The organism is Pseudomonas putida, from assembly GCF_001636055.1.
GTDB lineage: Bacteria > Pseudomonadota > Gammaproteobacteria > Pseudomonadales > Pseudomonadaceae > Aquipseudomonas > Aquipseudomonas machongensis.
Window position 1 is genome coordinate 5,427,434 of sequence record NZ_CP011789.1, and the last position, 12,126, is coordinate 5,439,559.

General features: G+C 65.0%; 8 protein-coding genes and 1 pseudogene. 2 read left to right on the forward strand and 7 right to left on the reverse strand.

The window, feature by feature from the left end; all coding sequences use genetic code 11:
• Nucleotides 1–56: 56 nt before the first annotated feature.
• The 6 genes and pseudogenes from AB688_RS24360 to AB688_RS24380 all read right to left on the reverse strand — a co-directional run bounded on the left by AB688_RS24360 (nucleotide 57) and on the right by AB688_RS24380 (nucleotide 7,231).
• A complete protein-coding gene (locus AB688_RS24360; RefSeq protein ID WP_231100275.1) occupies nucleotides 57–1,514 on the reverse strand; it encodes a gamma-aminobutyraldehyde dehydrogenase in 1,458 nt (485 codons plus the stop codon).
• A 131-nt stretch (nucleotides 1,515–1,645) separates the two neighbouring features.
• Nucleotides 1,646–2,557, reverse strand: coding sequence for a LysR family transcriptional regulator (locus AB688_RS24365; protein ID WP_054895270.1), 912 nt, complete (start codon nucleotides 2,555–2,557; stop codon nucleotides 1,646–1,648).
• Nucleotides 2,558–2,730: 173 nt separating this feature from the next.
• Nucleotides 2,731–3,792 carry a methyl-accepting chemotaxis protein gene (locus AB688_RS27615; RefSeq protein WP_419555272.1) on the reverse strand — a complete coding sequence of 354 codons (1,062 nt, stop codon included), beginning with the start codon at nucleotides 3,790–3,792 and terminating at the stop codon, nucleotides 2,731–2,733.
• Between the two features lie 114 nt (nucleotides 3,793–3,906).
• Nucleotides 3,907–4,395: pseudogene (locus tag AB688_RS27620) on the reverse strand (MCP four helix bundle domain-containing protein); the annotation flags it as partial.
• Between the two features lie 95 nt (nucleotides 4,396–4,490).
• Nucleotides 4,491–6,014, reverse strand: a complete 1,524-nt coding sequence (locus AB688_RS24375; protein ID WP_063546176.1) for an MFS transporter — start codon at nucleotides 6,012–6,014, stop codon at nucleotides 4,491–4,493.
• A 269-nt stretch (nucleotides 6,015–6,283) separates the two neighbouring features.
• Nucleotides 6,284–7,231, reverse strand: coding sequence for a LysR substrate-binding domain-containing protein (locus tag AB688_RS24380; RefSeq protein ID WP_063546177.1), 948 nt, complete (start codon nucleotides 7,229–7,231; stop codon nucleotides 6,284–6,286).
• 101 nt (nucleotides 7,232–7,332) lie between these two features.
• On the opposite strand from AB688_RS24380, the gene AB688_RS24385 reads away from it, so the two are divergent.
• Complete coding sequence (locus AB688_RS24385) at nucleotides 7,333–8,547, forward strand: cation:dicarboxylate symporter family transporter (protein ID WP_063546180.1); 1,215 nt, start codon at nucleotides 7,333–7,335, stop codon at nucleotides 8,545–8,547.
• A 647-nt stretch (nucleotides 8,548–9,194) separates the two neighbouring features.
• Here the strand turns inward: AB688_RS24385 and AB688_RS24390 are convergent.
• Nucleotides 9,195–10,787, reverse strand: coding sequence for an argininosuccinate lyase (locus tag AB688_RS24390; protein WP_063546181.1), 1,593 nt, complete (start codon nucleotides 10,785–10,787; stop codon nucleotides 9,195–9,197).
• 287 nt (nucleotides 10,788–11,074) lie between these two features.
• Between AB688_RS24390 and AB688_RS24395 the strand changes: the two genes are divergently transcribed.
• Nucleotides 11,075–12,091 (forward strand): alpha/beta fold hydrolase, encoded by a 1,017-nt coding sequence (locus tag AB688_RS24395; RefSeq protein ID WP_063546182.1) that lies wholly within the window; start codon nucleotides 11,075–11,077, stop codon nucleotides 12,089–12,091.
• Nucleotides 12,092–12,126: the final 35 nt, after the last annotated feature.

Sequence of the window (12,126 nt, forward strand, 5' to 3'; positions counted from 1 at the left end):
TGTCGGGGGCAGTATCAAGCGAACAACGTCCCTGGCGGCGCCAGCGGATTCTTGTGTCAGTCGAGCAGCTCGCCGTGACGCGCCATGATGTGGCGCACCACGCTGTAGTCCTGCAGCGAGTCGCTGGACAAGTCCTTGCCGTAGCCGGAGCGCTTGAGCCCACCATGGGGCATCTCGCTGGCCAGCATGAAATGGGTGTTGATCCAGGTGCAGCCGTATTGCAGGCGGTTGGCGATCTGGAAGGCTTTGTCGAGGTTCTGCGTCCACACCGAGGAGGCCAGGCCGTATTCGGAGTCGTTGGCCCAGTCCAGCGCCTGGGACAGGTGTTCGAAGCGGGTCACGGTGACCACCGGCCCGAACACCTCGCGCTGGACGATCTCGTCCTGCTGGCGGCAGCCGGCCAGCAGCGTCGGCTGGTAGTAGAAGCCGGGGCCCGAATGCACTGCGGCACCGGTCACCCGCTCGATGTGCGGCTGGCCCAGGGCGCGCTCGACGAAGCTGGCCACGCGGTCGCGCTGGCGGGCGCTGATCAGCGGGCCGATCTCGTTGTCGGCGTCTTTCTTGCGGGCGAAGCGGATATTGCCCACCGCGTCGCCCAGTGCGGCCACCAGCCGGTCGTGGATGCCAGCCTGGGCGTAGATGCGGCAGGCGGCGGTGCAGTCTTGCCCGGCGTTGTAGTAACCATGGGTGCGAATGCCCTGCACCACGGCCTCCAGGTCGGCATCGTCGCAGACGATCACCGGGGCCTTGCCGCCGAGTTCCAGGTGGGTGCGCTTGAGCGTGCGCGAAGCGGCCTGGAGGATCTTCTGGCCGGTGACGATATCGCCGGTCAGCGACACCATGCGCACCTTGGGATGGCCGACCAGATGGCTGCCGACCGCCTCGCCGCCACCGCAAACAATGTTCAATACGCCAGGCGGCAGGATATCGACCAGCAGCGGCGCCAGAGCCAGGATCGACAGCGGCGTGTGTTCGGAGGGCTTGAACACCACGGTGTTGCCTACGGCCAGGGCGGGGGCGATCTTCCAGGCGGCCATCATGAGTGGGTAGTTCCACGGCGCGATCGACGCCACCACGCCAACTGGGTCGCGGCGCACCATGCTGGTGTGCCCGGCGACGTACTCGCCAGTGAGCTGCCCCTGCTGACAGCGCACGGCCCCGGCAAAGAAGCGGAACACGTCGGCAGTGGCGGGAATATCATCCTGGCGCGCCAGGTGCAGGGGCTTGCCGCAATTCAGCGCCTCGAGACGGGCAAGCAGGTCAGCATTGGCGTCGATGGCGTCGGCGATGGCGAGCAAAGTGGCAGCGCGTTGCGCAGGGGTCGTGCGCGACCAGCCGGCAAAGGCGCGCTGGGCCGCCTGCACTGCGCGCTCAAGCTGTTCGAGGGAGGCTTCGCCGACATTCAGCAGCAACTCGCCGGTCGCCGGGTTGACGATGGGCTCGACCAGCCCTTCCCCGGCAACCAGGTGGCCATCGATCAACTGCGCGCTGTACAGCGGAAGACTGGTGGGCATTTTCGGACTTCTTCTTTTTTTCGTGTCGTCGTGCATGGCGCCTCCGCTGTGGGTCGGGCGCGTCCACTAGAAACGAGACTAGGGCCCGACAGGCAGCTTCACAAATTCTAAATATAGAAAGTCTCGTTCGATTAAAGCGATACCTTGCGCTGGCTGCCCTGCCCCCTGGCCAATGTCAGGAATGGGTCCACCAGCGGCGTGCGCGCCGTGCCCCGGCGCCAGGCCAGGCCCACGTCGAGGGTCTCGTTGAGGTCGGCCAGCGGGCGGGCTTCGATGATGTCGCCTTCCAGCGACCACGGGCGGTAGGTCATGTCGGCCTGGATCGACAGCCCAAGCCCCGCCGCCACCAGGCTACGCACCGCTTCCACCGACGCGGTGCGCAAGGTGACCTTGGGCGTAAGCCCGGCACGGCTCCAGATGCGCTGGGTGTGCAGGCCCATTTCATCGGCGTTGAGCTGGATCAGCGGCTCGCCCGCGACATCGGCCAGGCTGATGCTGTCGCGCTCGAGCAGCGGATGGCGCGGCGGCAGCCACAGGCGGTGTGGCGAGTGGGTGAGCACTTCGGTCTGCAGGGCGTGGCGATCTTCGAGATTGGACAGGATCAGCACGCCGACATCGATCTCGCCGGCCACCAGCAAATGCTCGATGTAGGGACGCTCGTCCTCCACCACGCGGGTTTGGACGTTGGGATAGGCGTGCTGGAAGCGGGTGATCAGGTCGGCCAGGTAATAGCCGGCGACCAGGCTGGTGACGCCGATGGTGAGCAGGCCATCGACCTGGTCGGTGCTCTGCTGCAGGCTGCGCTTGGCGTTTTCCACGGTGGCCAGGATCAGGTGCGCCTGGCGCAGGAACTGGTGGCCCTGGTGAGTCAGGCTCATGCCCTTGGCATGGCGGGTGAACAGGGTCACGCCGATCTCGTCTTCCAGTTGCTGGATCGCCTGGGTGAGTGTCGACTGGGAGATGAACACCGCCTGCGCGGCGGCGGAGATCGAGCCGGTTTCGGCGACGGCGATGAAGTGGCGAATCTGGCGCAGGGTCATCATGCGGAAAAACACCTGTTGTTTTTTCCGCAGTATGGTTTATCGAATGTGTGATTGAGCGTTCTTTTTTATCGAACAGGGTTGAGGGCAGTGTTGGCCTTTTCGCGGGTAAACCCGCTCCCACAGCAACCCCTGCAGGAGCGGGTTTACCCGCGAAAAGGTCGGGCCTGGGGGAACTACCCGGCAGTCTTGAAGAAGCCCATCCGGCTGCCCAGTGCATCCGCCAGCTCCAGCAACTCCTGGCTGTCTCCGGCCAGGCGCGTGGAACCTGCGTGGGCATCACGCGAGGAGGCGTGGATGCGATTGATGTCCTGGCTGAGCATGCTCGCCGCCACATCCTGCTGCGACGAAGCCGCGGCGATCTGGTTGTTCATCTGGCTGATCGCTGCCACCTCGCGACGGATCTCGTTCAGCGAACGCTGTGCGACCTGGGTACGCTCCACCGTGCCCTGCGCCAGCTCGCGGCTGTCGCCGACGATCTGCGCAGTCTTGCCGGCCCCCTCCTGCAGCTTGCCGATCATGCCGCGGATCTCGCGAGTCGACTCCTGGGTGCGGTTGGCCAGCGAGCGCACCTCGTCGGCGACCACCGCGAAGCCCCGGCCGAACTCGCCGGCACGCGCGGCTTCAATCGCGGCATTGAGCGCCAGCAGGTTGGTGCGCTCGGCGATGGAGTTGATCACCTCGATGATGCTCTCGATGGCCTGGCTGTCAGAGGCGACCTGCAACACCGCCTCGGTGGCCGACTCCAGCACCTGAGCCAGTTCGTGCATGGAGCTGGCGGTGCCTTCGACCACGGTCTTGCCAGCATCCACTTCCTGGTCGGCCGCCTCGGAGGCCCGCGCTGCCGCGGCGGCGTAACCGGCGATCTCGTTGATCGCGGCTACCAGCTGCGACACGGCGCTGGCCATGTGCTGAGTGTCGTCGCTCTGCTGCTGCATGCGCCCCTGGTTGGCGGCGGCGCCCTGACTCATGCGGCTGGACGAGGCGACCAGGTCGGTCGCCACCTGGTTGACCTGGGCGATGATCTCGGTGAGGTGACGGTTGGTGGTGCCCAGCGCGCCCATCACGCTGTCCGGGTGCTGGCTGCGTACGCTCTGGTCGATCTCTCCACGGGCCAGGCCACGCAGCAGTTGCGCCACTTCCTCGGGCTCGGCGCCCAGGGTCGAGCGAATTCTGCGGATTATCAGCAGCGAGGCGCCGACGCTGAGCAGCGCAGCCAGGGCCGCGGCCCAGAGCATCAAACCGGCAAAGCCCGAAGCGCTGTCACGCACGATGCCGATGTCGCGCACTACATCCTTTTCCTGCAGGTCGATGAAGGCGTTGATACTACGCAGCCATTCCTTGTACGCCGGCGCGACCTGGGCCAGTAGCAGCGCCTGGGCCTGCTCGAAGTCGCCCTTGTGGCGCAGTTCCAGCAGCTGTGCGGTGGCGGCCTGGGCGGTACGCTCGATACCCTGGATCTGCTGCTGCAGGCGTTGCTCGTCGGCACCGGCCTTGGGCTCGCCGAGCATCTTGGCCAGCGGCACCGCGGAGGTCTGGTAGAAGTCGTCCAGGCGCTTGATGTCCTGGAGGAAGCCAGAAAGCTGGCCGTCATCGTGGGTCAGCACGGCATCGCGGATGGCGATGGCGCGGTCATGCACGCTGCCGCGCAGGTTGATCGCATAGCGCTGCTTGACCGTGGTGTTGCCGCTGACCTCGGTGAGCAGCGCGTCGATCCCGCCCACCCGGTGCACGCCGATGGCGGTGATGACCAGCATCAACCCAACGACCAATGCAAACCCCAGCGCCAACCTCATGGTGATGCTGATTCCTCTGAACATGGTGTCCTCCCCCGAGTGCATAAAAGCTTTTTGCCATCATTTTTTGCATGCTTTATACCCAGAGAATGTGAAGCCTTCTAATCGCGTTGATTGATAACGACCATGAAATTAAATCATCAGGTCGGCTGCGTGACTGGCACGGGGAGTGGTCGGTTCAGCAGAAGCCCCACCACTACGGCGAACACCAGCGCCGCCACCCCGGCACTCGTCAGCACCGCTTCGAAACCGCCGACGAAGGCTTGGCGTGCCAGCGGCGCGAGGGTGTCGCGCAGACTCGGATCGACCACCGCCAGCGCCGCCGGCAGATCGCCCGCCGCGACCCGGGTCGCCATGTCGCCGACCTTGTCCAGTTGCCCCGGCGCCACGCCCGCCACCGCCTCACGCAACAACTGCCCGCTGCGGCTGGCCAGAATCCCGCCCAGCACACCGATGGCCAGCACGATCGCGCCGAAGCGGGTGGTGGTGCTCAATCCCGAGGCCATGCCGGTGCGCTCGCGCGGTACGCAGGCCATGATGTTCTTCTGCGTATCGCCGTTGAGCAGCCCGGCCCCGGCGCCAAGCACCAGGCTGGCCAGGGCGAAGCGGGTATAACCGCCGTACGCGGCTGCGGCCGAACACAAGAGGTTGCCCAGCCCCACCAGCAGCAACCCCAGGGCGAACACGCGCGCCGAGCCGAGCCGTGCCGACAGACGCATGCCCAGGCGGGGTGTCAGCAGCATCGCCAGGGCGAACGGCAGCATGCCTGCACCTGCGGCCAGCGCTGGCAGTTGCAGGCCGTTCTGCAGGTACAGCGGCAGCAGGGTCATCATCACCTGGGCGCAGGCGGCGTAGGCGAACATGCCGAGCAGAGCGCCGATGAAGCGTCCGCTGCGCATCAGTTGCAGATCGATCATCGGCCGCGACTGGTTGCGCTCGACCAACACGAAGAGGAAGAACAGGAACGCCGCGATCACCAGGCGCCCGAGGGTGGGGGCGCTGTCCCAGCCGACGCGGTTGGCATCGATCAGTGCCCAGATCAGGTAGCCCAGCGCACCCGCGAAGGTCAGGCTGCCGAACGGGTCGAGGCGCGCGGTGGCGCTGTCGCGCGATTCCTCGACGCTGCGCCGGACCATGATCGACAGCACCCCCACCAGCGGCAGGTTGATGTAGAAGATCCAGCGCCAGCCCAGGGTGCTGGCGATCAGGCCGCCAAGCAGCGGTGCGAAGGTGATGGTCGCGCCCATGCACGCGCCCCAGAACGCCCAGGCGCGCAGGCGTTCCTCGGGTTCGTGGAAGCGGTGACCGATGGCCGCCAGCGCGGCGGTGAGCAGCAGCGCCGCACCAAGGCCCTTGGCGGCCCGGGCCAGGTCGAGGAACACCAGTGTCGGCGCGGCGCCGCAGGCCAGCGAGGCCAGGCCGAACAGGCCCAGCCCCAGTTGCAGCATGCGCCGTCGGCCGAAACGATCGGCCAGGCTGCCGGCCGGTAGCAGGGCTGCGGCGAAGGCCAGCAGGTAGGCGCTGACCACCCATTCGATGTCGGCGAACGAGCCGGACAGGTCACGGGCGATGCTGGGCAGGCTGACCGCGACGATATTGGTGTCGAGGATGATCAGGGCGCACACCGCCGAGGCGGTGAACAGGGTGAAGCGGGCGGATGACATGGTGAGGCTCCCGAAGGGGGGGTGATCTTCAGGGCCCCATCGCGGGACAAGCCCGCTCCCACAGAGGTAGTACAACATGTAGGAGCAACTGTCTTGTTCAAAATCTAAAGGCCAGCCCAATCCCTGTGGGAGCGGGCTTGTCCCGCGATGAGGCCGGAACAGCCACCACAAGCCTGTCGGCCAAAATCGCTTCGCCACAGACTTTGCAGTGTTGCGACCACCCTACCCTCCCAGCGCCCCGGCCTTGTTAGCCAGGCGCCGCGTTGTCATTAGCCTGTAGCTAACGCAGCACCACCGGCCTCCCGTCGTTCACGGCGCAACTCGCTGCCCAGCTCCCGCGCCAACGCCACAAAATTCACCGCCTGCGGCGACGGGTTGTCCTGCCGGCACAGCAAGGTAATAGGCGCCGCCAGCCGTGGCCGGGCGTCGCGAATTGGCCGATAGGCCACGCTGTGCTCGTGAAAGCCGCGCATCGAGGTCGGCACCACCGACACCCCGGCACCTGCGGCCACCAGGCTGACGTTGGTCAGCATGCGCTCGACCTCGAACGCCACCTTCGGCTCGAACCCGGCATTGCGACACGCCTGCAGCAAATTGGCGTACATCCCCGGCGCCCCCGGGCGGCGCACCAGGATGAACGGCTCGTCGGCCAGGTCCTTGAGGGCAATGGCCGCACCGCTGTCGAGCAGGCGATGGCCAACCGGCAGGGTCAGCACCAGTTCTTCGTTGAGCAACCGGTGATAGGCGATGCCGCGTGGACGATCGACCGGAGCGCGAAGGATGCCGATATCGACACTGTCGTCGCTCACCTCGTCGGTCAGCTCGCGGGCGTTGCCTTCGTGCAAGGCGATATCGACGTCCGGGTACAAGTCGCGGTAGCGCCGGATGATGCGGGGGATCAGTGGATGGGACGCCGCCGAGCTGGTGAAGCCGACCTTGAGGTTGCCTTCGATGCCCTTGGCCGTGCGCGCCGCCTTCTGCGCACCGTTCTCGACCCGTTGCAGGATGTCCAGTGCCTCTTGAAGGAACACCTCGCCGCCAGCGGTAAGGTCGACACCCTTGGCATGGCGGATGAACAGGTCGAAGCCCAGTTCCTGTTCCAGTGCGCGGATCTGCTGGCTGAGTGGCGGTTGCTGCATGTTCAGCCGCGCGGCGGCACGGGTGAAGTGCTTTTCCTGGGCAACCATGACGAAGTAACGAAGGTGACGAAGTTCCATGCAGGCTCCGGGGACGGGTGGCGAGGAGCATTGTGGCGCATGCGCAGTCCTCGCACCATTCACGCTAGAATCGGCAAACCGGAAAACAACAAAAAATCCCGATGATCCCTAATCGCTCTCGCTCAGACCTTGCCCTGCTCCTGCTCGCCCTGCTGGCCGGTGCGCTGCTGGGCGTCTGGCAGCCGGACCTGGCGGTGCAGATGAAGCCGCTCAGTGACCTGTTCATTTCCATCATCGGCGTCTGTGCCCCGGTGGTGATGTTCATCCTGGTCTGCTCCAGCACCGCCGCCCTGAGCGACTACCGCGCCACCGCCCGCCTCGGCCTCAAGGCCATGGCCTACTGGCAACTGATGTCGTTGCTTTCGCTGCTGATTGGCCTGGTGGTGGCTTTGCTGCTGCGCCCTGGTGCGGGGTTGGAAAGCTCCAGCCATGTGTGGTCGGTGCCGCTGCTGGCCGGCGACGGTCCGATGCTCTCCCGCCTGCCGACCCTGCTGCTCGACTCGCTGGAAGAAAGCCCGATCCTCAAGGTGCTGCTGGCCGCGTTGGTGTGTGGCCTGCTGCTGGGGCGCAGCGGCGAAACCGGCCGGCGCCTGGCCCGCCAGCTCGACCGGACCATGGCCTGGATGTTCCGCATCATGCGCCTGATCGTCAGCTTCGCGCCGCTGGCCGCGTTTGGTGCCATCGCCTTCATCATCGGCAAGTACGGCCTGGACGCCGCCATTCCCCTGGCCAAGTTCGTCGTTGCTGCCTACGCCGCGTGCCTGGCCTACCTGTTGCTGGTGCCGCTGCTGGTGATGCGTCTGCTCGGCTGTCGCCTGGCGCGGCTGGTGGGCTACATCAAGGAAGAATTGCTGCTGGTGATCTCGACCGGTTCGTCGGTGGCCGCCCTGCCGCGCCTGGTGGAAAAGCTCGAAGCGGCGGGTTGCGACAGCCAGACCCTGCGCCTGACCCTCACTGCCGGCTACAGCTTCAACCTCAATGGCTCGAGCCTGTACCTGATCGTCGCGGTGCTGTTTCTCGCACAGCTTGGGCATATCGACCTGACTCCCTCGCTGCTGGCGACCATCGTGCTGGTCAGCCTGTTCACCTCGCTCGGCTCGACCAGCGTGGCCGGCTCGGCCTTCGTCACCCTGGCGGCGACCTTGAGCGTGCTGGACATCGTGCCGCTGGAGAGCATCGGTTTGCTGATTGGCGTGGAGCGGCTGATGAAATGCCGGTCGGTGACCAATGTGGTGGGCAATTGTGTGGCGTGCCTGGCGATTGCCTGGTGGCACGGGAAGGTGGATCGAGGGCGGTTGCGCGAGGTGTTGGGTTAGAACAAGCTCGCTCTCAAATGGGTGGCAGCCGTTGAAGTGCAGATGGATAGCGGGGTTCTCACACCCTTCTCTTTCAGGGGGTTCGCATGTCATTGCGTGAGGGCTGACAGGTGCTTGCCTGAAGCTTTTCAGCGCCTGTGAGATCGAGCGCCGCCCGCGCGGCGCTCGATCTCATAGGTGCTGAAAACCTTTCGGCAGGCACCTGCCAGCCTCTACACAAACACCTTGAAAGGCATAGCTCTCAAACCCGGCTCACCCTGTGGCGCCCCAGGGAAGTTAGTCCCGATGCTTATCTTCAACAACAGAGAAACGGCTGTGTGACGCGCAGGATAATTCCCAAGCAACCTTGAACTGAAGGGATGTCGGCGAGATTCGGAGTTTTCTGAAGTATGAAGACACCGCCGCTCCACAGGCATCCACCACATCTGTAGGAGCAACAGTCTTGCTCAAAATCTTAGAGCCAGCCCAATCCCTGTGGGAGCGGGCTGGTCCCGCGATCGGGCGCGAAGCGGCCGTAAAATCAGGCGCTAAGGTGTATCTGGACGTCTCTCGGTTGCCTGGTTTGCGGCCGCTTCGCGCCCGATCGCGGGACCAGCCCGCTCCCACAGGGATTGGGCACGCCTTAGATTTTTGAGATTGCGATGCCGTTATTGCCCGGCGAGCTTGTCGAAGGCCTTGTCCAGCGCCGCATCGGCATCCACCAGCTTCTGCCGGTGCAGCTTCATCCAGTCCTGGTCCGCCGCCAGGCGCTTGCCCGCTTCCATCAGCATGCGCCGCACTTCGTTCGGCTGTGGCCCACCAGTGCCCTGGCGACTCTCGACCATCGCCCGTGGCGACAGGCTGGCGCGGAAGGCGGTCTCGCTCAGCGGCAGCTGGTCGTCCTGCCATTTGTACTTCTTCGCGGCCTGGGTATAGAGCGCCTGGGCATCGGCGTAGGCGAAGTCCTTGGGCAGCGTGCCCTCGGCACGGGCCTTCTCGACGATCAGCGAGGCAAAGCTGTGGCCGATGCGGAACGGCACGTGGTGCTGGCGCTCCAGGGTGTCGGCCAGCTCCATCGACGTGGTCCAGTCTGCGTCCAGTTCCTCTTCGGCCCGAGCAGCGTTGATCTGCAGGGCATCGAGCACCAGGTCCATGCGCTCGAACATTTCGTTGGCCGACTTGAACAGCCCCAGATCGTCGAACGCGGCCTTGTAGTCGGTCATACCGGTAGTGACGTTATGCGCTCGCACGGTGGTGGCGTTGGCCAGCCCGACCACATCGGAGGCCGACTCGCGGGTGCGCATCAGCAAGCCCGGGTTGCGCTTCTGCGGCATGGCGCTGCTGGTGTAGGTCGAACCCTCGTCGAGCAGCAGCCACGGGCGGGTCTGGTGGTACTGGGTGTGGATATCGCCAATGATCGCGCCCACGCGAATGGCCGACGACGAGGCAATGCTCGCAGCCTCCAGCGGAATGTCGTAGGTCGACACCTGGCTGGCATCCAGCGAGTTCTCACGCAGGCCATCGAAGCCCAAGAGCGTTGCCAGGCGCTCGCGGTTGAGCGGGTAACCGGAGTTGGCCAGCACCGCGGTGCCCATCGGGCTCAGGTTCAGGCGCGCATAGAGGTCATGGATGCGCTGGGCATCGCGCTGGAACGACGCCTCGTAGGCCAGCAGGTAGTGGGCGTAGCTGATCGGCATGGCCTGCACGCCGTTGGTGTAGGCCGGCACCAGAGTGTCGACGTTGACCGAGGCCAGCTTGAGCAGACGCTGGCGGGTGGCGTTCAGGGCGTCGCTGTAGTCCAGCACTTCGGCGCGCAGCGAGGCCAGGCGATAGGTGGCGTACATGTCCTGGCGGCTGCGCCCGGAGTGGATCAACGAAGCCTGCGGACCAATCTTGTCGATCATCACCTGCTCAAGCTGCAACACATCGCTGGGGCGCTTGCCGTCGGGCTGCTTGGCCTGGTCGATGGCATAGCGCACGCCGCCGGCGATCACCTTGCCCTGGTCGGCCGGCACGATGCCCTGCTCGGTAAGCATGACGATGGAGGCCTTGTTGATGCGGTTGAGCCAGTCGAACTGGCTTTCCTGCTGGCCCCCCTTGAGCGCGGACTTGTCGACGGTGGCGCCGATCTTGCGCGCCTGCTCGGCGCATTCGGCGGTGGTCTTGCACGGCAGGTCGGCAGTGTTGGCGGCCTGGGCCGTGGCAGCGGCGAACAGGGCGTAGGTAATGGCCAGGTAGAGCGGGGTCTTTCTTGTTGTCATGGTTTCGGTTCCGCGAGTGTGTCGCTCAGGAGGGGCGAACATGGCGGGATGCTAGCGGCGGGTTTGGAAGATTAAAAATATATTAAAAATATCCAACCAATATCTCTCTAGTATGGAGAGCGGCGATGGCAACTTGATACTTTCAAGATATCAAGACACTCGATTCAAGATATTTTATCTCGGCAAAAACCGCTGCTAGGATCGGCGCCATAACTCCAATCAAACCGGCCGATCCCCACACACTGCCACGGGATACGACCGGCACCGCACTCTTACGAGGTGGTTACATGCCGCATCACGCTCTGCGCACATTCGCCCGCTCCCTGCTGCTCCTGGCCGCCAGCCTGCTGGCCGTCCAGGCCGTCGCCGCCCCCCAGACCCTGCGCCTGGGCGACACTGCCCCCTACAACTTCCTTGCCTTCGCCAACAACGACCTGCAGCGTGCCAGCCTGCCCGTGCAGCGCGCCGTGGTGCTGCTGCATGGTGTGCGCCGCAACGCCGACGACTATTACGACAGCGGCGAAAAGCTGCTGGAAAACGCGGGTTTCAGCGCCAGCGACACCTTGCTGCTGGCGCCCAACTTCCTCACCCCCAGCGACCGCCGTGCCGGCGACGACATGCCGCTGTGGCCCAAGGACAAGTGGATGCACGGCACCGAGTCGCAGAGCGGGCGCGCCGGTATCGCCGGTTTCACCGTGCTCGACGACCTGCTCACCTACCTCGGCAACCGCCAGCATTTCCCGGCACTGAAGGAAATCGTGCTCATCGGTCACTCCGCCGGTGGTCAGTTGATGCAGCGCTACACCCTGCTCGGCGACGGCGACCAACGCCTGCGCGCCAGCGGCATCCAGGTGCGCTACGTGGTGTCGAGCCCCTCGTCCTACCTCTACCTGGACGACAACCGCGTGCAGGACGGCGCCTTCAAGCCGGTGCTCACGGTCATGTGCCCAAGCTACAACCAATACCGCTATGGCCTGGAGCGGGCACCGGCGTACTTCACCCGCCAGGGCCTGAACGCCACCCAGGTGTTCCAGCGCTATGCCGCACGCAACCTGACCTACATGGTCGGCGAGCTCGACAACAAACCGGACGACCGGGTCATGGACCGCGCCTGTGGCGCTGCCATGCAGGGCGCTACCCGTGTCGAGCGTCAGCTCAACTACCTGCGCTACGAAGCCTTCCTCGCGCAGAAATGGCACATCCCCATCGACCACCTGCAATTCCAGGTCAGTAAGGTCGGCCATAACGCCGCCCGCCTGTTCGCCGCGAAAAGCGTTGCCAGGACCCTGTTCCCGACCCGCTGACGCCGTTCGCACTTCCTACAAAAACAACAAAAAGA

What these genes read in the sequence shown, in the direction of transcription:
- AB688_RS24390 (WP_063546181.1), bottom strand. Translation starts at nt 10,787, where the DNA reads ATGACAACAAGAAAGACCCCGCTCTACCTGGCCATTACCTACGCCCTG.
- AB688_RS24375 (WP_063546176.1), bottom strand. Translation starts at nt 6,014, where the DNA reads ATGTCATCCGCCCGCTTCACCCTGTTCACCGCCTCGGCGGTGTGCGCC.
- AB688_RS24385 (WP_063546180.1), top strand. Translation starts at nt 7,333, where the DNA reads ATGATCCCTAATCGCTCTCGCTCAGACCTTGCCCTGCTCCTGCTCGCC.
- AB688_RS24360 (WP_231100275.1), bottom strand. Translation starts at nt 1,514, where the DNA reads ATGCCCACCAGTCTTCCGCTGTACAGCGCGCAGTTGATCGATGGCCAC.
- AB688_RS27615 (WP_419555272.1), bottom strand. Translation starts at nt 3,792, where the DNA reads ATGCTCTGGGCCGCGGCCCTGGCTGCGCTGCTCAGCGTCGGCGCCTCG.
- AB688_RS24395 (WP_063546182.1), top strand. Translation starts at nt 11,075, where the DNA reads ATGCCGCATCACGCTCTGCGCACATTCGCCCGCTCCCTGCTGCTCCTG.
- AB688_RS24365 (WP_054895270.1), bottom strand. Translation starts at nt 2,557, where the DNA reads ATGATGACCCTGCGCCAGATTCGCCACTTCATCGCCGTCGCCGAAACC.
- AB688_RS24380 (WP_063546177.1), bottom strand. Translation starts at nt 7,231, where the DNA reads ATGGAACTTCGTCACCTTCGTTACTTCGTCATGGTTGCCCAGGAAAAG.